The organism is Iocasia fonsfrigidae (assembly GCF_017751145.1).
Lineage (GTDB): Bacteria > Bacillota > Halanaerobiia > Halanaerobiales > DTU029 > Iocasia > Iocasia fonsfrigidae.
Genome location: NZ_CP046640.1, coordinates 3,594,316 through 3,614,103, shown reverse-complemented (window position 1 = coordinate 3,614,103; position 19,788 = coordinate 3,594,316). Strand labels below are relative to the sequence as shown.

The window sequence follows — 19,788 nt, the reverse complement described above, 5'->3', positions numbered from 1 at the left end:
GAAAATATGGATTTTAATCTTTCGGGCAAAGTTGCAATAGTTACTGGAGGAGGTGGTGGGCTTGGTGCTGCCATATCAGAAGTTTTAGCTGCTGAAGGTGCTAATGTAATGATAAATTATATAGTTGATGAAAGAAAGGTGATGGAATTTGTTGAATCACTTAATAAAAAATATGAAAGTAAAGCCATATCTTTATATGGAAATATTAGTGATGAAAACGATATAGACAACATATTTAATAAAGCTAATGAAGTATATGGTAAAGTAGATATTCTTGTAAATTGTGCAGGAGTTTGGCCTAAAGCTTATGTTAAAGATATGGAAGTAAAAGATTTTAGAAGAACTTTAAAAGTTAATCTTGAAGGACCTTTTATGTTATCTAAAAAAATGGTTAATCATTTAATAGAAAGAAAAAGTAAGGGTAAAATTGTGAATATTGTTTCTCAGGCTGCTTTTCACGGGTCAACTAGTGGTCATGCTCATTATGCGGCTTCAAAAGGTGGACTAGTTACTTTTACGGTTTCTCTAGCTAGAGAAGTAGCCAAATATGGAATAAATGTAACTGCAGTAGCACCCGGTATTATGAGAACATCTATGATTGGAGATAATCCAGAAAAATATATTGATAGAATTCCTTTGAAAAGAATATCTGAGCCAGAAGAAGTAGCGTATACAGTTGCTTTTCTTGCATCAGATAAAGCAGATTATATCACTGGTGCCACAATAGATGTTACTGGTGGAATGTTGATGAGGTAAATAATAAAAAAGGAGTGAACAATTATGGGATTAGTTTCATTGAAAGAAATTTTAGGAGATGCGCGCAAAAAACAGTATGCAGTTCCAGCTTTTGACACTAGCAACTACAATATGGTTAGCTCAGTAGTGGATGTTGCAGAAGAGTTGAGATCACCAGTAATTTTAATGGGTTTAAAACCAGATTTAACTGATGATCAATTTGACCATTTAGCTGTTACGATGAAGACAATTGCAGAAAAAGCAACAGTGCCAGTTTGTATTCATTTAGATCATGCTACAAATTCTGAAATTATTAAGAAGGCAATTAGTCAAGGGTATTCTTCTGTTATGTTTGATGGGTCTGTACTACCACTAGAAGAGAATATTAAGAAAACAAAAGAAGTGGTAGATTATGCTCATGAGTATGGAGTTTCAGTAGAAGCTGAATTGGGACATGTTGGAGATGGTATAGTAGGATGCTCTGAATCAGAAGGAGAACACAAAAGTACGCTTACTGATCCAAAAGAAATGGAATATTTTATAAAGGAAACAGAAGTAGATGCATTAGCAGTATCTATTGGAACAGCCCATGGGGTTTATGTTGCAAAACCAGAACTTGATATTAAATTATTGAAAGAATTAAATCAGGTATCTACTGTACCATTGGTTATGCATGGCGGTTCTGGAACACCAGATAATATGATTGAGAAATCAGCAAAAAATGGTATTTGCAAAATAAATATTTTCTCAGAGATATTGAATGCATTCTTTACTGCTATGAAAGAGAAACTTAATAGCACAGATAATATGTCAATGTGGCCGCATATGGCATATGAAGAGCCTACAAAAGCTATGAAAGAAACTATTGAGGCAAAAATATTATTGTTTGGATCAAATAATAGGTATTAATTTTTTAAATTCCATTTACTGATTAGATAGTTTGAAAGGAATTGCTCCCGATATAATTTTGTGCAAAAGTTATTATTTAATTCTAAATAATCGGGAGAATCCTTTTAAATTAGGATGTTTTTACAAAATAATGAAAAAATCACAAGAATTATTTGTTAGACAAAAAGGGAGGTATTCTTATGATAATTATCAATTCACTTATTAGTATGGGGCCATCGGTAATGATGCCAGTGATTTTCTTTTTGCTTGCTTTAATATTTGGGGTTAAAGTTGGTAAAGCATTCAAAGCAGGTATGTTAATTGGAATTGGGTTTGAGGGTATCAGTTTGGTTATAGGTTTATTACTTAATAGTTTAGGACCTGCAGCTCAAGCTATGGTTGAAAGATTTGGATTGAATCTTACTGTTATAGATTCTGGGTGGCCAGTAGGTGCAACTATTGGTTGGGGATCACCGATTGTTCCATTTGTTGTTTTTGGCGCCTTAGGTATAAATATTATTATGTTATTACTTAATTTAACTAAATCGGTTAATATTGATATTTTTAACTACTGGCATTTTTTATTAACTGGTGGTGTTGTATATGCAGTAACAAACAGTATATTGATTGCAACTATAAGCTGTTTAATAACATTTATTATAGTTCTGGTTATAGCGGATAAAACTGCTCCAAGAATTCAAAAAGAATTTGACTTAAAAGGTATTTCATTTGCACATGCTACTTCTGCTGTATATGCTCCTATAGGTATATTAATAAATTGGATTATTGGAAAAATACCAGGATTACGGAAAATAGAAGCAAATCCCGAAACAATTAACAATAAATTTGGTATTGTGGGTGAGCCATTGACTTTAGGTACAATTTTAGGGGTATTATTAGGAATATTAGCTGGATTTAATGTTACAAAAATTTTGACACTTGGTATAAAGGTTGCTGCTGTAATGGTTTTATTACCTGCAATGATAAATGTACTTGTAGATGGATTGGTAACAGTTAGAGATGCAGCAGAAACTTCATTGAAAAAAAGATTTCCAAACAGAGAATTCTATATTGGATTAGACACAGCGCTTTTAGTTGGAGATCCAGCAGTATTAGCAACAGGATTGCTTATGATACCTGCGGCATTGTTGTTAGCAGTAATTTTACCTGGAAATAAAGTATTACCATTTGTGGATTTAGCTTCATTAGTATTTTTAATACCAATGGTAACACCTTATTGTAAGAGAAACATATTTAGAATATTTATAAGTGGACTTGTTATATTAACTTTAATTTTATATGCAGGTAGTGATATTGCTGTCCATTTTACTAAGGCGGCAGAAATTGCTAATGTTTCTCTTCCAGAAGGAGTACAAGAATCTACAGGAATGACAAGTTTAGTTGGTGGTGCGACATCACCTTTAGGATGGTTATTTATTAGATTATCAATGCTATTTTCATAAATTAATTATACAATTTAATTAGGGAGTGATATGATTGCAAAAGTATTTATTAGGTATTGATAATGGTGGGACGATGTCAAAAGCTGCGCTATATGATTTGGAAGGAAAAGAAGTTGCAGTGGCAAGCTGTAAAACTGAAATGATCATGCCAGCACCTGGATTTACTGAAAGAAATATGAATGAGATGTGGCAAGCTAATGTAAGTGCAATAAAAGAAGTTATTAATAAATCTGGTATTAATTCTGAAAATATAGTTGGAATTGCAACTACAGGTCATGGTAATGGTATGTATTTAGTTGATAAAGAAGGAAAGCCAGCGTATAATGGAATTATTTCTACTGATACTAGAGCAAATGATTATGTAGAAAAGTGGTATTCTGATGGTACTTTTGAAAAAGTTTTACCAAAGACAATGCAGTCAATTTGGGCTGGACAACCTGTTGCCTTATTGTCATGGTTTAAAGATAATAAACCACAAATATTAGAAAATACAAAATGGGTATTTATGTGCAAGGATTATATAAGATATTGTTTGACTGGTGAAGCTCATGCAGAAATAACAGATATCTCAGGTACGAATTTAATGAACGTAAAAGATGTTAAATATGATAATAATTTATTACAAGAGTTTGACATAGAAGATGTTTTAGAATTATTGCCACCAATAAAATATTCTTCAGAGATTTTTGGGTATGTAACAGAAGAAGTTGCAAAGCTAACAGGATTAAAGGAAGGAACACCTGTAGCTGGAGGATTATTTGATATTGATTCATGTGCTATTGCAACAGGTATTGCAGATGAAGAAAAACTATGTATAGTTGCGGGAACATGGAGCATCAATGAATATATAAGTAAAGAACCTATAGTTTCGAAAGATTTATTTATGACTTCGTTATATTGCATGGAAGGATATTGGCTAACGACAGAAGCAAGTCCAACTTCTGCAAGTAATTTGGAGTGGTTTGTTTCTCAATTTTTGGGTGAAGAAAAAAATCAAGGTTTAGAAGATAATAAATCTGTATACGATTATTCAAATGAATATGTTGAAAGTGTATCAGCTGATGAGTTTAATATTATTTTCTTACCATTTTTATTTGGTACAAATGTAGATGTAACTGCAAAATCATGTTTCCTTGGTTTAAATGGATGGCATACTAAAGCACATATCTTAAGAGCTATATATGAGGGTGTAGTATTCTGTCATAAAGCACACTTAGACAAGCTAATGGCATATAGAAAAGCTCCTAAAGCTATAAGAATTGCGGGAGGTGCGGCTCGTTCGAAAGTATGGGTACAGATATTTGCAGATATTCTTCAAATACCTATTGAAGTTACAACTAGTACAGAGTTAGGTACATTGGGTGCAGCGATTTGTGCTGGAATTGCAACAAATAAATTTGAATCATATAAAGATGCTGCAAATTCTATGGTAGAAGTAGCTTATACTTGTTATCCTAATCCAGATAATAAAGAAGTTTATGATAAGAAATATTCTTTGTATAGAGAAACTATTGACGCATTATCACTTTTATGGGATAAATTTAAATAATCAAGTGGTAATTGTTACGTGCTGATCTTCAGGACAGGAAAAACAACAGCAAAATAAATCTTAACTAAATAAACACACTTCCAGTTTAAAACTGGAAGTGTGTTTTTGGTTGTGCGCCCAGCATGGGCGCTTTCTTTGTCGGTGAAAGTTAGATACGGGGGTTGAAGTGCCAACCGTTAGCTTAAAATAAGAATTGATAATCCAGAGTTAAAGGTGAACTGATTTAGAATGCTTAAGAAATTAGGTATTAATGAATCTAAGGCTTGGGAATATGCCAACACAAGAAAAGGATACTGGAGGATATCCAATGCCCAATACTCAATCGTGTATTTACTAACCAAAGACTAAAGAATACCGATAAATACATTTGTCTATAAAACCCTTCACAAAATATTATCTGAACCATAATATATTTAAGTAGTATTAAAAATATAAGGTAATATTTTGGAGGGGTTTTATGATAAAGCCACATGGGGGAAGGCTTGTTAATAAAGAAGTATCTGGGGATAAAAGGGAAAATATACTGGAGTACTTAAAGGAAATGCCTCTACTTATGCTTAGTAGGCGGGATTTAACGGAACTTGAAAATATTGGGGTTGGGCTTTATAGTCCATTAGAGGGATTTATGAATGAAGAGGAATATAATGGGGTTGTTGAAGAGATGCGTCTGTCTAATGGTACGGTCTGGCCGCTGCCGATTGTACTGGGGGTTTCAAAAAATAAAGCTGCTGAATTAAAAATAGGAAGCAAGATTGCTTTGGCTAGTCAAGCTGGTAAGGTGTATGGGATTCTGAAACTGGAAGATAAGTTTATACCTGATAAGGAGAAAGAGGCTCAATATGTTTATCGGACAAGGGATAGAAATCACCCTGGTGTTGCTGCACTGGATCGAAGGGGAGAGGTTCTGCTTGGAGGAGAGCTTATACTGGTCAACCGTTTAACAGATTTACCTTTTACCAGTTATCGTCATGATCCTATAGATGTTCGTCGGGAATTTCGTAAAAGGGGATGGAAACAGGTAGCTGCTTTTCAGACCCGCAATCCCATTCATCGGGCACATGAATACCTTCAGAAATGTGCCTTAGAAATTACTGATGGTTTATTTTTGTCACCACTGGTAGGCGAGACAAAAAGCAGTGATATACCAGCCAAATACAGGATTAAAAGTTATGAGGTTGTGATAGATAAGATTTATCCCTCCAGTAGGGTCTATTTAACGGTTTTTCCAGTTGCTATGCGCTATGCTGGTCCCAGGGAGGCTGTGTTTCACGCTCTATGCCGTAAAAACTATGGTTGCAGTCATTTTATTGTCGGACGTGACCATGCTGGTGTAGGTAATTATTATGGTACATATGATGCTCAATTAATTTTTGATGAGTTTGCTGAGGAAGAAATAGGTATTACCCCTTTGAAATTTGAGTATTCTTTTTATTGCACAAAATGTCAGGGGATGGCCACTGCTAAGACATGTCCCCATGATAAGTCCTATCAGATTAGTTTGAGTGGTACCAGGGTAAGGGAGTTACTACGCCAGGGAGAACGTCCGCCAGTAGAAATTACCAGACCTGAGGTAGTAGATGTATTAATAGAGGCAATGATCCAGCAAGAGGAGAATTAGTTGAAAAATTGTTAAAAAAGAGATATATTAATATTAGGAGCAGAAGTTAATATTATAAGACGATTAATGTTCTTTATATTCTGATAAGCTATTCAAAATTATTTACTTAGGGGGATTAAAGAAATGGGTTTACAATTGGTAACAGATAGTGCAGCTGATCTGCCGGAAAATATAATAAATCAGTTTGATATAGTAGTTGAGCCATTAACAGTTAATCTGGATGATAAGGTTTACAGGGATGGGGAGACGATTAAACCTGTTGAGCTATTTCACGGGATGAGAGAGGGTAGGGTGTATAAGACAGCACAGGTCTCAGTTGGACAGTTTAAGGACTTGTTCACTAAATATGCTCAAGAAAAGCAGAGCTGTCTTTATCTTGCTTTTTCTTCTGAACTTTCCGGTACTTGTCAGGCAGCCGTAATAGCCAGTGCTCAAGTTAGAGAGGAGTTCCCTGATTTTGAGATAGAAATAATTGATACTAAATGCGCTTCTTTAGGCGAGGGGATGGTAGTATATAAGACTGCACAACTAATTGAAGATGGTGTCAGTAGAGAAGAGGTAATAGAGGCAGCAAGGTTTTATGCTAAACATATGGAACATATTTTTACTGTTGATGACCTTGAGTATCTATACCGCGGAGGGAGGGTTAGTAAGGCCTCTGCTTTTATTGGCGGTGTGCTAAATATAAAACCAATTTTGGACGTAGAGGAAGGACGTCTTATCCCTATAGAAAAAAAGAAGGGCAGGAAACGTGTTTTTAAACGAATCCTGGGGTTAATGGAAGAACGGGGTATGGATATCTCGGGACAGGAGATAGCCATTAGTCATGGTGATGACCTGGAGGCTGCTGAAAAATTAGCTGATATGATTAGGGAGAGGTTTAAACCTAAGGGAATAATAATAAATATGATCAGTGCTACTATTGGTGCACATGCCGGTCCGGGAACGCTGTCAGTATTTTTCTTGAATGACAATTATAATAAATAGTAAAGATTTAACGGCTATATTTCAGGGGCAGGTGTTTACTTAAACAAAATATTTGATTTCTGCCTCTGGAAAAGCCTTGCTGATTATACCTTTCATAAAGTCCTCGATTTCTTTCATTTTTTCTTTTGGGTAAATATATTTTCCATAGCCAAATTGCCCATATTTAAACTGTCTGGCTTCCTCATTCATAGGGAGTTCGGTCTCCGGGTAAATCTCTTCAATAATTCTTTTGGCTCTTTCCGTAAACCTATGGGTGATCAGTTCAAAGGAAATACCCTTACCGTTTGAATTAAGATTATTACTTAAATCATTTATTAATTCACTGTATTCATCTTTCCAGTTCTTATAAATAAAAATAGGGGCTATTAGAAACCCCAGGGGATAGGCTGCCTGATAAACTTTGGCTGCTGCTTTTATTCTTTCTGACGGGGCTGGAGTTGTTGGTTCAAACTTTTCAACTGCATATTTGCTATTTAAAGAAAAGCGAAATTCAGTTTTTTTCTGATGGTCAATACCCAGTAAGGGTTCGACTTCAGTAAATTTGGTCACAAAACGGAACCTTCCCAGCTTTTTTTCTGCAAAATATTTGATAGTGCTGGCCAGTGAACCTGTCCACTTTTCTACAGGTAGGGGATCAGAAGTAGCTGCACCTTCAAAAATTGTGGTTTTTGGTTTTCTATTTACTATATATTTTTCTGCCCTGGCCAGGATATCTTCAAGATTAACATAGACTTTAATATAGGGGTTTTTGCCCAGATTGGTAGAGAGATAACAATAATGACAGTGGGCAGGACAACCTGTAACCAGTGGTAATTGATAATGGGCAGAGGGTTTACAGGATTGGAATTTATTTAAAGAACGAACAGATACAACAATAGTTCTCTTGGCCCGGGCGAATTTTTTACGAAAGGAAATATCATTATCAAAGGGGAAAGGGCCTCTGGAGGCGACCTTATGTACTTTTATGTCTTTTTCTTTAGTAAAAAGCTTATATAGTTGATTCCCCAGGGGGTATTCAAGGGCGTTTTCTCTAAAAATAACATAAGAAGGGGTAAATGACATAATAATAATCCTTTCTATTAACTGCTGTTATTTATTTATAATCTTCTTTATGCTGAAAAATATACAGGTATTATATATTGGCAAAAATTTATATATAAAAAATTGTCGAAAAAATTTTACTAATATAAAAATACCCTTGACATTTTATATATTAGTAAATTATAATAGTAATATATTAAGTAATACTAAAGAACATATATTTTTGAATTTTTTGTAAATATAAAATTAAGAGGAAATTAATGTCCTTGGCGAGAAGATAGAGTAAGAAGAAAAAATAAGGCATTGGAATTCACAGGGGGGCATTTGAAGTGAATGAGAAATACAAATATGTAGGTAAGAGATTACGGAAAGAAAGGATCAAATATGGATTGAGTTTAAATGAATTGGCTGAAGAAACAGGCCTATCTTCATCCTTTTTGAGTTTGCTAGAAAATGGTAAAACCATTCCATCCCTTAAGGTGCTTGATAAGTTAACTACCTTTTTTTCAATCCATATTGCAGACCTCTTTGCTGTTGATGAAGAACAGGATTTTATACATCTTATCAAAGATAATCAAATAGAGGTTACTAATGATAGTGATACAAGTTTGAGATTTTTACTTCCCAAGAGTATTGATTGTTCAATTGAACCTGTTTTGATTACCCTTAAACCAAATACTGTAAACAGGGAATTTACTTCACACCGGGGAATAGAGTTTGGCTATATATTAGAAGGTGAGATTGAGGTAAGTATTGAAGGTAAGGAACCAGTTGTTTGTCAGCAGGGGGATTCTATTGTCTATAGGGCTAACCTTGAACATAAGGTGATTAATAGACAAGATAAAGTGGCTAGAGGACTCTGGGTTGGCATACAGGGCAGTGATTTTAATATTTAGTATATGTTAGGAACCTGACTGTGGATGTGGGTTGGGTTTACTATATATCATAGTTCATCTCAAAAAGTCAGACAATATATATGTTAGTTTTATGTTATTTTATACCCTGTAAATTTAATATTAGTCAAGATTTAGGTTAAAATATTTAATATAACTTGACAAAACAGGAATATCTATAATATAATTAACGTAAATATAACATGTATGTAACAAGAGAAAGGAGTGAGTATGATAGTAGTATATTTCTGGCAGAGAGATGAAGGCTTGTTTTTATTGGATGATACTAAGTATACAGGCAGTATTCAATACTAAAAAGGAGGAGTAAAATGAAAAGATTGTTATTAATAGTTCTGGCAGGTATTATGGTTTTAAGTCTTGGACTAACTGTTTCTGCTGAGGATGTTGTAAAGATAGGTCTATCAGCCCCTATTACAGGGAATTATGCAGAATATGGAGAAAACTTTCGTTACTCAGCCCAGATGGCTGTTGAAAAGATTAATGCTGAAGGCGGTATCAGGGGACGTAAAGTAGAACTTGTTATTATGGATAGCAAGGGAGACCCTCGGGAGGCTGCAACTATTGCTCAGAGATTTGTAGAAAACAAAGAAATAGTTGCCGAGATTGGTGACTTTACAAGTACAGCCTGCCTGGCTTCTGCACCGATCTATGAAAGAAATGGTATGGTACAGCTGTCACCTACTGCTTCTCATCCTGATTACGCACCAGCAGGTCATTATATGTTTGGGATAGTAGGCACCCAGGATGCTGAAGGTCCTTTCAATGTCGAGTATATTGCTCAGGAATATATGGGTCTTGATTCTGTGGCCGTTATTTATATCAATAATGACTGGGGTGTAGTAACTAAGGATCGTTTTGTTGAATCAGCTAAAGAGAAGGGACTGGAAGTAACTACTTCTCAGCCGTTCTTTGAGGGTGAAAGGGACTATAATGCAGTGCTGACCAAAATACGTGAAACTAATCCTGATGGTATTTATATAGCAGCTATGTATAATGAGGCATCATTGATAAGCCGTCAGATTGATAACCTGGGTTGGGATGTTGAAATGTTAGCGCCAAGTTCTGTTTTTTCAGATAATTTTATAGACCTGGCAGGGGGTTCAGCTGAGGGCCTGGCAACAAATACTTTCTTTGCCCTTAATGACCCAACTCCCAAGGTACAGGCCTTTATAGCAGAATTTAAGGAAAGGGCTGACCGTGAACCTAACTTACATGCAGCCTGTGCTTATGATGCAACACTAATGCTGGCTGAGGCTATTGAACGGGCTGGTTTTGACAGGGCAGCAATCCGTGATGAACTGGCTAATACTCAGGACTTTGTTGGTGTTACTGGTAAATTGGTCTTTACAGAACAGGGTGACATTGTACGCAAATATAAAATTATGGTAGTAGAAGATAACGAATGGGTTATAAAAGAGGATTATACTAAATAATTGCAGTATAAGATAAGGGGCTGCCCTGTTAAGGCGGCCTCTTATAAAGAAGGATTGGAGGGAAACTATGTTTTTCTTACAACAGCTTATTAATGGGCTTACCCAGGGAATGATTTATGCCTTGATGGCCATAGGTTTTTCTGTAATATATGGTGTTGTGGGCCTGGTTAGTTTTGTACATGGTGAAGTGATTATGCTGGGTGCCTTTACAGGTTTTTTGATGATAAGTTTTTTAGGTACCAATCTTTTGTTTGCTTTAATAGTTGGTTTTATAGTAACCTGGATTTTGGGAATGCTTGTTGATAGCCTGGCCTATCGGCCCTTCAAAGATGCCCCTAGGGAGATACCTTTAATCATGACCATAGGTTTATCCATTTTTCTACGGAGTTTAACACAGGTGATCCTGGGGACACAGCAAAGGGTAATCCCCAGTATCTTTGAAGGTAAGTATTTTGTTATCGGAGATATTAGAATAACATATATCCAGATTATTATTGCTGTAATAGTAATTGCTTTGAGTCTGGCCCTGCAGCAGTTTTTATATCGTACCAGGACAGGTTTGTCTTTGCGGGCAGTCTCAATGGATAAAGATGCTGCTGCCCTGGTTGGTGTAAATGTCAGTAAGACTATCAGGACAGGCTATTCACTGGGTTGTGCCCTTGGTGGGGTTTCTGGTGTTTTGCTGGGTATTTACTATAATTCTGTCCATCCAGTTATGGGGGCCAGTGCATCAATGAAAGCCTTTGCTTCAACTGTCTTTGGTGGTTTGACAAGTATACCGGGTGCTGCCATAGGTGGTATCGTATTAGGTATAGCCGAAAACCTGGGTGTAGGTTATCTCCATTCTGGTTTCCGTGATATTATAGCCTTTGTAATTATTATTGCTATATTATTAATTAGACCTTCAGGGATTATGGGCCGGAAGGAGGGGGGGAAGGTATGAGGGAATTTTTTCGGAAAAATAAGAAGATTTTGTTAATAGCTTCAATTGTTTTAGCATTTATCCTTCCTCTGTTTGTAGATAACTCGTATTATATGCGTGTATTGGTCAATGTTTTAATCTATATTCTGCTGGCCAGCAGCCTTAATGTAATAAATGGTTATTCCGGACAGTTTAATATTGGTCATGCAGGGTTTTACTGTGTAGGTGCCTATACAGCAGCTATCCTGGCTACCCGCTTTGGCTTGAGTCTCTGGTTGTTGTTACCATTAAGTGGTTTAGCGGCTGCCTTATTTAGTATGTTTCTCGGTCTGCCGACCTTGAGGTTAAAGGGTATCTTTTTGGCCATAACAACCCTTGGTTTTTCAGAGATTATCAGGTTAACCGTTTTAAACTGGACCTCATTAACCCGTGGACCAATGGGTATCCCAGGTATACCTTTTCCTAAATTGTTTAGTTATCAAATAACAAATAATACACAATTTTACTATATTATACTCTTTATTGTGTTATTAATGTTGTTTATTACTAAGCGGATATTAAATTCCCGTATTGGGAGGGCCTGGATTGCTATCAGAGAAGATGAACTGGCAGCGAGATCTATGGGTGTAGAAACTTTTAAATATAAGTTATTAAACTTTGCTTATGGGACTTTTTGGGCAGGTGTAGCAGGTTGTTTTTATGCCTTCTTTACTAGTTATGTAAGTGCCGATAGCTTTATTCTCGATGAGGGTTTTTCCATACTTGGTATGGTCATAGTTGGTGGACAGGGTACACTGCTGGGTCCTGTTATCGGAGCAACCTTTCTGACCATCCTACCAGAATTGGTAAGGTCTATTGCTGAATACCGTCTGGTTATTTTTGGTGCGGCAATTGTGATTACAATGCTGGTAAGACCCCAGGGTATTGCCGGTAGTAAAATGTTATCACAAAAATTAGGCAGGTCTACTAAAAAAAAGGTGACTAAGAATAAGGGGGGTGACAGTAATGTCTCCACTTCTTGAGACTAAAAAAGTAAGTAAGCATTTCGGAGGGTTGAAGGCTGTTGATGGAGTTGATATACAGGTAGAAAAGGGAGAAATATTTGGTATTATTGGACCCAATGGAGCCGGAAAAACAACCTTTTTTAATTGCTTAACAGGTTTATATACCCTTACTGCCGGGGATATTTTCTTTAAGGGTGAGAGTATTACAGAGGCTTCGCCATCACAGGTTGCCAAACTGGGTATGGCTAGAACATTTCAAAATATTAAATTGTTTAAATATATGACTGTACTTGATAATGTTAAAATTGGTTTTCATACTCAGACAAAGACAAAATTATGGGATGCTATTTTTAATACTGGTCAGTTTAAAAAAGATGAACAGCTTACTGTTGATGAAGGTATGAAGGTATTAAAAAGGGTTGGTTTAGAGAAATATGCTGCTGATTTTGCTTCAAATCTGCCCTATGGCAACCAGCGCAAATTGGAGATAGCCAGGGCTCTGGCGGTTGGACCAGATATCCTCTTATTAGATGAACCGGCAGCTGGTATGAACCCGGCTGAGACTGCCAGTTTGATGGAGCTTATTAAGCAGATAAATAATACAGGATTAACCATTGTTGTTATTGAACATGATATGAAATTTATTATGAATGTCTGTGATAGGATAGCTGTTTTAAATAACGGTAGAAAGATATGCCATGGTACACCAAAAGATGTTCAATGTAATCAAGAGGTGGTTGAGGCCTATCTTGGTAAAGGCTCAGTTCATTAAGCAGTGAAGAGAGGTGAAAAAAGTTGCTTAAAGTTGAGGATTTATATGTTAATTATGGTAATATTGCTGCTGTTCAGGGTATAAGTTTTCAGATAAAAGAAAAGGAGATTGTTACCTTGATAGGGTCAAATGGTGCAGGTAAGACCAGTACCTTAAGGAGTATTTCTAATCTGGTCTCTAAGAGTGGTGGTAGAGTTGTCTTTAAAGGAAATGATATTACGGATTGTGAAGCGAGTGAAATTGTCCAGATGGGTATGTGTCATGTCCCGGAAGGGCGTCACATTTTCCCCTATATGACTGTTGAAGAGAATCTGAAAATGGGTGATTTTGGTAATACCAAGGAAATAGAAGATAGGGTAAAAGAGAATTTAATTCAGGTATATGACCTCTTTCCCAGGCTAAAGGAACGAAGGAAACAGAATGGTGGTACCCTTAGTGGTGGGGAACAGCAGATGCTTGCTATTGGGAGGGGACTGATGTTAAACCCTGATCTTATTATGTTAGATGAACCATCACTGGGTCTGGCACCGATATTAATTGAACAGATATTTGAGCAATTTATCAAGATCAGGGAATGGGGAAAAACCATTCTCTTAATTGAACAGAATGCTAATATGGCTCTACAAATTGCTGACAGGGGTTATGTGCTGGAAACAGGAAAGATTATTCACTCTGGCAAGGCTGATGACTTAATTGATGACCCACAGGTTGCCAGTGCTTATTTAGGTATTGATTGATAAACTATTTAAAAATATAAAGGGAGGAATTACTAATGACTATTAAAAACAATGCTAAGTTAAATGAAGAACACATTAATGATCTAAGGGGTGCGTTTGAACATAGGGCGACCTGGTTCTATTTCCTGCTTGATGAGGCTCGCAAAAAAGGGCTGGACTGGGATGATTTTGCTAGAAAGGCTATTTTTAAATGTGGTTGTTTTCATGGTGATAATAAATTTACTGATACAGATGACTTGAAAGAGTTTGCTGCTGAGTTTGCTAATGATCAGGTTAAAGATATCTTTGAAATGGATATAGTTGAATCTACCGATGATAAATTTGTTGTTGAATTTAATTACTGTCCCTTGGTTGCTGCCTGGATGAAACTAACTGATAATGAGGAAGATATTGACCATCTCTGTGATATTGCTATGGATGGTGATCGGGGGATATTATCTACCTATGATAATTTTGAATTTGACCTCCAGGAGACAATTGCCTCCGGTGGTGATGTCTGTAAAATAGTAATTACCAAGAAATAGTTTAATAAGCTAACATTCCTGAAAAACTTTAAATAAGGAAGGATACCTATGTTTACATTAAAAGAATTCTTAGAAAAAGAAGTTAAACCTGCCCTCGGCTGTACTGAACCTGGTGCTGTGGCTCTTGCTGTTGCAAGGGCCTGCCAGGAGATTAAAGTAAAAGAAGAAATAGATTATATAGAAGTTGAAGTTAGTGATAGTGTTTATAAAAATGGCATGGATGTAGGTATACCTGGGACAGATGGGGCCCGCGGGAATGCAATAGCTGCTGTCCTCGGGCTTATCTGTGGCAAGGCCAGTTATGGATTAGAGGTACTGCGTGATTGTCAAAAAGAGGATGTGCTAGAGGCTAAAAAATGGATTAAAGATAAGAGGGTATCAATTATCTGCCACCCGGAAAAGAGTGGGGTGTATATTCATGCAGCAGTATTTGTAAAAAAGCAGGCTACTATTTGCATTATTGAAGGTGACCATTCTAATATTACTATGGTCTCTAAGAATGGGAAAACGATATTTGAAAAGAAAGATTTCCCTAACACTAAAGATAAGAAAGAATCAATCCAGGATATGATAGGCAAATTAAGTTATAGAGAAGTCCTTTCTTTAGTAGATGATATTGATCAAGATGATGTAGCTTATATTATGAATGGTGTTAAGATGAATTTAAAGATGGCTGAGTATGGTTTGCGTGATGATACAGCAGCTGGTGCCGGGTTTGGTAAGGCATTAAAGAAAATTATGAAAGAAAATAAACTTGAGCAAGAGCTTGGTTACTTAATAAAGAGTTATAGTTTTGCAGCATCTGATGCCAGGATGGGTGGAGCCTTTTTACCAGTAATGAGTAGTGCTGGTAGTGGCAATCATGGGATTACAGCTATTATCCCCCTGGCAATTGTAGGGAGAAAAAAGGGAAGAACAGATGAAGAGATTGCCAGGGCCATAGCAATCAGCCATCTTACTACTAGTTATGTAAAAAGCAAGATAGGTAGGCTTTCACCAGTATGCGGCTGTGCTGTAGCTGCTGGTTCAGGTGCTGCTGCCGGGTTGACATATATATTGGAGGGTAATTATGAACAGGCTGTGCTGGCAGTAAAGACTTTGTTAGCTAATACAGCAGGTATGGTCTGTGATGGTGCCAAGGAAAGTTGTGCACTTAAGGTAGGAACGGCTGCTTTTGAGGCTTATCTCTCGGCCCTATTTGCCCTGGATGACAAGGGTATTGACTCTGCCCAGGGTGTAATAGATGCATCTATAGAAGTAACTGTGAATAATATGGGAAGAGTTAACTGTATAGGCATGAAAAATATGGACTCGGTTATTATAGATATTATGGAAGAGAGGGCTGAAACTGCCAGGAAGGAATATAAGGAGAACAGGATTTCTATCGGGGGATAGGATAGCTTTGAAGACCGACAAATATATTTGTCTGGTTAACTATGTGTAATAAATAGTTGACTTAAGAAAGTTGATATATTTGATTAAGTCTGGGTGGCGAAGCCATTTTGTTCAGCGCTTATCTTTGTGTTACAATATATGTATGGTAAAGGGGGTTGAGAATGTGAAGAAGATTATTAATGACCCGGAACAGGTTGTTGATGAGATGTTGACTGGTATGGTAATGGCTCATCCGGAGATAGTAAGGGTTAATGGTTTTAATGTCCTAATCAGGAAAGAGAGTAAGAAGAAAGATAAGGTTACTCTTATTAGTGGTGGTGGCAGCGGCCATGAACCTGCCCATGGGGGGTTTATCGGTTATGGTATGCTGGATGCTGCGGTTTCAGGTGAGGTTTTTACTTCACCAACACCAGACCAGATTCTGGAGGCGATTAAGGCTGTTGATACAGGGAAAGGGTCACTTTTAATTGTCAAAAACTATTCAGGTGATGTTATGAATTTTGAAATGGCCAGTGAGATGGCTGAAATGGATGGAATAGAGATCGAGCAGGTTATTATAAATGATGATGTAGCTGTGGAGGATAGTACCTATACTACAGGAAGAAGGGGTATTGCCGGAACAATTTTTGTTCATAAGATTGCAGGTGCTATGGCAGAAAAAGGGGCTTCCTTAAGTGAAGTTAAAAGGGTCGCCCAGAAGGCTATCAATAACCTTCGTTCCAAAGGGATGGCTCTAACTTCATGTACTGTGCCTTCTGTAGGGAAACCAACCTTTGAAATAGCTGAAGATGAGATGGAAGTGGGCCTGGGAATACATGGTGAACCTGGTGTGGAAAAAATAAAAATTAAATCAGCAGCAGAGATTGCTGAAAATCTGGTAGATAGTATTGTTGAAGACCTGCCTTTTAAATCTGGTGATGAAGTAGCTCTCTTAATTAATGGCCTGGGGTCTACCCCGCTAATGGAGCTTTATATTTTAAATAAATCTGTTCAGGATTTGTGCCGAAAGAGAGGCATTAAGGTATACAAAACATATGTTGATGAATATATGACCTCCCTGGAAATGGCTGGGGCTTCAATCTCTATGCTTAAACTGGATGATGAACTAAAAGAATTACTGGATGAACCGGCTGATACCCTTGTTTTGAAACAGGGAGGGAAAAAAGATGATTAATTGTAATAAAGAACAAGTTATTAATATTATAAAAAATATAGCTTCCACCATGGAAAAAAATAAGGAATACTTAACAGAACTGGATTCAGCGATAGGTGATGCTGACCACGGTATAAATATGAACAGAGGATTTAAAGCAGTAGTAGAGAAATTACCTGAAGTTGAAGATAAATGTATAGGCACTATCTTAAAAACGATTGGAATGACCCTTGTTTCTACCGTAGGTGGTGCCTCAGGTCCACTCTATGGTACCGCTTTTATGTATGCCGGTAGAGAGGTTACAGGAGAAAAAGAACTTGATCTAACTGATATAAAGAATCTTTTCAGGGCTGCCCTGGAGGGATTAGTGAAGAGGGGTAAGGCAAAACCAGGTGATAAAACAATTGTAGATACTTTGACACCAGTAGTTGATTATTTTAAATCTAGCTTAGATGAAAAAACAGATAATGAGATATTAGAAGAAATAGTAAGTATTGCTAAAGAATCAATGGAGGCGACAAAGCCTTTGCTTGCTAAAAAGGGTAGGGCCAGTTTTTTGAAAGAACGTAGTAAGGGGCATCTCGACCCTGGGGCAGTCTCCTGCTATCTAATGATTAAAGAATTTGCGGCTGTATTGAAGGGTGTGGCGTAAAAATGGTAGGTATTGTAATTGTATCACATAGTAGTCAGGCAGCAGATGGTATTAAAGATATAGCCTTGCAGATGGCAGATGTTTTAGATTTAAAGCTTTCTGCTTGTGGTGGTAACAAAGAAGGTGGTATTGGTACAGACCCTGATAAAATATTAGAGGCTGTAGAAGGGGTTTATTCCAGCGAGGGAGTAGTTATTATTGCCGATCTAGGGAGTGCAGTTATGAGTGTGGAGATGCTTGTAGAGGGAATGTCAGCCGAAAAAGCCCGGAACATCAGGGTTGCCGATGCACCTATTCTGGAAGGGGCAGTTATGGCTGCTATTGAGGCTTCTGCCGGAGCTGATCTTGAGAGTGTACTGGCTGCTGCTGAAGCTGTACGTGATATGAGGAAGATAGAAAGGGATTGATATCATGCTTGAAAAAGAAATTACTTTAAAGAATGAAACAGGATTACATGCCCGCCCTGCTGCCCGCTTTGCAAAACTGGCCAATACATTTTCTTCAGATATTAAAATTTCTTATCAAGGGAAAACATATAATGGGAAAAGTATTATGCGTATAATGACCCTGGGTATTCCCTGTGGTGCCAGATTTACACTTCAGGTTGAGGGACAGGATGAAGAAGAGGCATTAAATCAATTAGAAGAACTATTACTACATGGTTTAGAGTAAATGATTTATCAGTTTTTTAAATCAATTATGAGTCTGTTTTACTATATAAGTAGCACTTAAATATTAGACTTTTCCGTTCCAGCCAATTATATTAATTTCGCTTGTCGTTCGTTACAGCGTCCTGCCTCCACTTACTGTCACATATTTTTCACTTCGGCATCCTGCCTACGTGAAAAATATAGAGTCGCTCCATTAATATAATTGGCTTACACAAAGCATTAGTGTGAATAAATTAAATGCAACTTAAATATACTGAATTAAAAAATTTATAATTAATTTATGAAAATCATTAAATCTCAGGAGGGATAATGTGAAAAAGATTATTAATGATCCAGATAATTTTGTTGATGAGATGATAGAAGGCCTTCTTAAGGCCCATCCAGAGGAATTAAGAACAGTTGGAGACGACCTGCGCGAGCTGGTCAGAAAAGATGCCCCGGTAAAGGATAAGGTTGCTATTGCTACTGGTGGGGGTTCTGGCCATCTACCTATCTTCCTGGGTTATGTGGGAAAAGGCATGCTTGATGGGGTAGTAATAGGTGATGTGTTTGCCTCCCCCAGTGCTCAGCAGATGTATAATGTTACTAAAGAAATAGATAGTGGGAAAGGTGTTCTTTATCTCTATGGGAACTATGGTGGAGACTGTATGAACTTTGATATGGCTTCAGAGATGGCAGAAATGGATGATATCAAGGTTGAAACAGTACTGGTAACAGATGATGTTGCCTCTTCCCCTAAGGGAGAAGAAGAGAAACGACGGGGTGTAGCTGGACTAGTTTTTGCCTATAAGATTGCTGGAGCCAAGGCGGCTGCCGGGGCAGAGCTTGAAGAGGTTGCTGCTGTAACCAGGAAGGCCTTGTCCAATATCAGAACAATGGGGGTTGCCCTTTCACCATGTACAATTCCACAGGTAGGCAAACCAACCTTTGAGATTGCTGATGATGAAATGGAGATAGGTATGGGTATACATGGTGAACCAGGTATCCACAGGGGGCCATTGAAGAGTGCAGACGAAATAGCTGAAACAATACTTGCGGCTATTTTCGAAGATGGACCCTATACTGAAGGTGATGAAGTTGCTGTACTGCTTAATGGCCTAGGAGCAACACCGCAGGAAGAATTATACATTGTCTATAGGAAAGTAGCCGAAATTTTGAATGACAAAGGAATTAAAATATACCGTAATTTAATTGGTGAATATGCTACCTCTATGGAGATGGCCGGAATGTCTATTACCTTACTGAAACTAGATGAGGAACTAAAGGACTTGCTTGATGCCCCGGCAGATACTCCATTTTTTTCACAGGCTAATATAAGATAAGGGGGTGA

The 19,788-nt window shown here is 37.2% G+C and carries 20 protein-coding genes; 19 read left to right on the top strand and 1 reads right to left on the bottom strand.

The window, feature by feature from the left end; genetic code table 11:
- Positions 1-6 precede the first annotated feature (6 nt).
- The 6 genes from GM661_RS17330 to GM661_RS17305 all read left to right on the top strand — a co-directional run bounded on the left by GM661_RS17330 (position 7) and on the right by GM661_RS17305 (position 7,240).
- Positions 7-756, top strand: a complete 750-nt coding sequence (locus GM661_RS17330; RefSeq protein ID WP_230867920.1) for an SDR family NAD(P)-dependent oxidoreductase — start codon at positions 7-9, stop codon at positions 754-756.
- Between the two features lie 24 nt (positions 757-780).
- Positions 781-1,644: a class II fructose-bisphosphate aldolase gene (locus tag GM661_RS17325; protein WP_230867919.1), complete on the top strand. Its 864-nt coding sequence runs from the start codon at positions 781-783 to the stop codon at positions 1,642-1,644.
- Between the two features lie 179 nt (positions 1,645-1,823).
- Positions 1,824-3,086, top strand: a complete 1,263-nt coding sequence (locus GM661_RS17320) for a PTS galactitol transporter subunit IIC (RefSeq protein WP_230867918.1) — start codon at positions 1,824-1,826, stop codon at positions 3,084-3,086.
- A gap of 34 nt (positions 3,087-3,120) precedes the next feature.
- Complete coding sequence (locus tag GM661_RS17315; RefSeq protein ID WP_230867917.1) at positions 3,121-4,635, top strand: FGGY-family carbohydrate kinase; 1,515 nt, start codon at positions 3,121-3,123, stop codon at positions 4,633-4,635.
- Positions 4,636-5,092: 457 nt separating this feature from the next.
- Positions 5,093-6,253: a sulfate adenylyltransferase gene (gene sat, locus GM661_RS17310; RefSeq protein WP_230867916.1), complete on the top strand. Its 1,161-nt coding sequence runs from the start codon at positions 5,093-5,095 to the stop codon at positions 6,251-6,253.
- A gap of 123 nt (positions 6,254-6,376) precedes the next feature.
- Positions 6,377-7,240: a DegV family protein gene (locus GM661_RS17305; RefSeq protein ID WP_230867915.1), complete on the top strand. Its 864-nt coding sequence runs from the start codon at positions 6,377-6,379 to the stop codon at positions 7,238-7,240.
- A 39-nt stretch (positions 7,241-7,279) separates the two neighbouring features.
- On the opposite strand, the gene splB is transcribed toward GM661_RS17305, so the two are convergent.
- A complete protein-coding gene (splB, locus tag GM661_RS17300) occupies positions 7,280-8,302 on the bottom strand; it encodes a spore photoproduct lyase (RefSeq protein ID WP_230867914.1) in 1,023 nt (340 codons plus the stop codon).
- A 308-nt stretch (positions 8,303-8,610) separates the two neighbouring features.
- On the opposite strand from splB, the gene GM661_RS17295 reads away from it, so the two are divergent.
- From GM661_RS17295 to dhaK (GM661_RS17235), 13 genes are all read left to right on the top strand, one after another.
- Positions 8,611-9,177, top strand: a complete 567-nt coding sequence (locus GM661_RS17295; RefSeq protein WP_230867913.1) for a cupin domain-containing protein — start codon at positions 8,611-8,613, stop codon at positions 9,175-9,177.
- A 326-nt stretch (positions 9,178-9,503) separates the two neighbouring features.
- A complete protein-coding gene (locus GM661_RS17290) occupies positions 9,504-10,628 on the top strand; it encodes an ABC transporter substrate-binding protein (protein ID WP_230867912.1) in 1,125 nt (374 codons plus the stop codon).
- A gap of 67 nt (positions 10,629-10,695) precedes the next feature.
- Positions 10,696-11,571 (top strand): branched-chain amino acid ABC transporter permease, encoded by an 876-nt coding sequence (locus GM661_RS17285; protein ID WP_230867911.1) that lies wholly within the window; start codon positions 10,696-10,698, stop codon positions 11,569-11,571.
- Positions 11,568-12,572 (top strand): branched-chain amino acid ABC transporter permease, encoded by a 1,005-nt coding sequence (locus GM661_RS17280; RefSeq protein WP_230867910.1) that lies wholly within the window; start codon positions 11,568-11,570, stop codon positions 12,570-12,572. The genes GM661_RS17285 and GM661_RS17280 overlap by 4 nt, the downstream gene beginning before the upstream one ends.
- Entirely contained in the window at positions 12,556-13,326 is a 771-nt protein-coding gene (locus GM661_RS17275) for an ABC transporter ATP-binding protein (RefSeq protein ID WP_230867909.1), read from the top strand. Before GM661_RS17280 ends, GM661_RS17275 begins: the two co-directional genes overlap by 17 nt.
- A 23-nt stretch (positions 13,327-13,349) precedes the next feature.
- Entirely contained in the window at positions 13,350-14,063 is a 714-nt protein-coding gene (locus tag GM661_RS17270) for an ABC transporter ATP-binding protein (protein WP_125986530.1), read from the top strand.
- Positions 14,064-14,098: 35 nt separating this feature from the next.
- Positions 14,099-14,587 (top strand): L-2-amino-thiazoline-4-carboxylic acid hydrolase, encoded by a 489-nt coding sequence (locus GM661_RS17265; RefSeq protein WP_230867908.1) that lies wholly within the window; start codon positions 14,099-14,101, stop codon positions 14,585-14,587.
- Between the two features lie 48 nt (positions 14,588-14,635).
- Positions 14,636-15,982, top strand: a complete 1,347-nt coding sequence (locus GM661_RS17260; protein WP_230867907.1) for an L-cysteine desulfidase family protein — start codon at positions 14,636-14,638, stop codon at positions 15,980-15,982.
- A 163-nt stretch (positions 15,983-16,145) separates the two neighbouring features.
- Positions 16,146-17,156, top strand: a complete 1,011-nt coding sequence (gene dhaK, locus GM661_RS17255) for a dihydroxyacetone kinase subunit DhaK (protein WP_230867906.1) — start codon at positions 16,146-16,148, stop codon at positions 17,154-17,156.
- Positions 17,152-17,787, top strand: a complete 636-nt coding sequence (gene dhaL / locus GM661_RS17250; protein ID WP_407929683.1) for a dihydroxyacetone kinase subunit DhaL — start codon at positions 17,152-17,154, stop codon at positions 17,785-17,787. The genes dhaK (GM661_RS17255) and dhaL overlap by 5 nt, the downstream gene beginning before the upstream one ends.
- A gap of 2 nt (positions 17,788-17,789) precedes the next feature.
- Entirely contained in the window at positions 17,790-18,194 is a 405-nt protein-coding gene (gene dhaM / locus GM661_RS17245; RefSeq protein WP_125986520.1) for a dihydroxyacetone kinase phosphoryl donor subunit DhaM, read from the top strand.
- 4 nt (positions 18,195-18,198) lie between these two features.
- Positions 18,199-18,459 carry an HPr family phosphocarrier protein gene (locus tag GM661_RS17240; RefSeq protein ID WP_125986518.1) on the top strand — a complete coding sequence of 87 codons (261 nt, stop codon included), beginning with the start codon at positions 18,199-18,201 and terminating at the stop codon, positions 18,457-18,459.
- A 310-nt stretch (positions 18,460-18,769) separates the two neighbouring features.
- Positions 18,770-19,780 carry a dihydroxyacetone kinase subunit DhaK gene (gene dhaK / locus GM661_RS17235; protein ID WP_230867905.1) on the top strand — a complete coding sequence of 337 codons (1,011 nt, stop codon included), beginning with the start codon at positions 18,770-18,772 and terminating at the stop codon, positions 19,778-19,780.
- The last annotated feature ends 8 nt before the right edge of the window (positions 19,781-19,788 follow it).

Excerpts from the sequence above, each read along its gene's own strand:
- GM661_RS17305 (WP_230867915.1), top strand. The coding sequence starts at position 6,377 with ATGGGTTTACAATTGGTAACAGATAGTGCAGCTGATCTGCCGGAAAAT.
- dhaM (WP_125986520.1), top strand. The coding sequence starts at position 17,790 with ATGGTAGGTATTGTAATTGTATCACATAGTAGTCAGGCAGCAGATGGT.
- GM661_RS17290 (WP_230867912.1), top strand. The coding sequence starts at position 9,504 with ATGAAAAGATTGTTATTAATAGTTCTGGCAGGTATTATGGTTTTAAGT.
- splB (WP_230867914.1), bottom strand. The coding sequence starts at position 8,302 with ATGTCATTTACCCCTTCTTATGTTATTTTTAGAGAAAACGCCCTTGAA.
- GM661_RS17260 (WP_230867907.1), top strand. The coding sequence starts at position 14,636 with ATGTTTACATTAAAAGAATTCTTAGAAAAAGAAGTTAAACCTGCCCTC.
- GM661_RS17325 (WP_230867919.1), top strand. The coding sequence starts at position 781 with ATGGGATTAGTTTCATTGAAAGAAATTTTAGGAGATGCGCGCAAAAAA.
- GM661_RS17330 (WP_230867920.1), top strand. The coding sequence starts at position 7 with ATGGATTTTAATCTTTCGGGCAAAGTTGCAATAGTTACTGGAGGAGGT.
- GM661_RS17265 (WP_230867908.1), top strand. The coding sequence starts at position 14,099 with ATGACTATTAAAAACAATGCTAAGTTAAATGAAGAACACATTAATGAT.
- GM661_RS17280 (WP_230867910.1), top strand. The coding sequence starts at position 11,568 with ATGAGGGAATTTTTTCGGAAAAATAAGAAGATTTTGTTAATAGCTTCA.
- sat (WP_230867916.1), top strand. The coding sequence starts at position 5,093 with ATGATAAAGCCACATGGGGGAAGGCTTGTTAATAAAGAAGTATCTGGG.
- GM661_RS17240 (WP_125986518.1), top strand. The coding sequence starts at position 18,199 with ATGCTTGAAAAAGAAATTACTTTAAAGAATGAAACAGGATTACATGCC.
- GM661_RS17285 (WP_230867911.1), top strand. The coding sequence starts at position 10,696 with ATGTTTTTCTTACAACAGCTTATTAATGGGCTTACCCAGGGAATGATT.
- GM661_RS17275 (WP_230867909.1), top strand. The coding sequence starts at position 12,556 with ATGTCTCCACTTCTTGAGACTAAAAAAGTAAGTAAGCATTTCGGAGGG.
- GM661_RS17320 (WP_230867918.1), top strand. The coding sequence starts at position 1,824 with ATGATAATTATCAATTCACTTATTAGTATGGGGCCATCGGTAATGATG.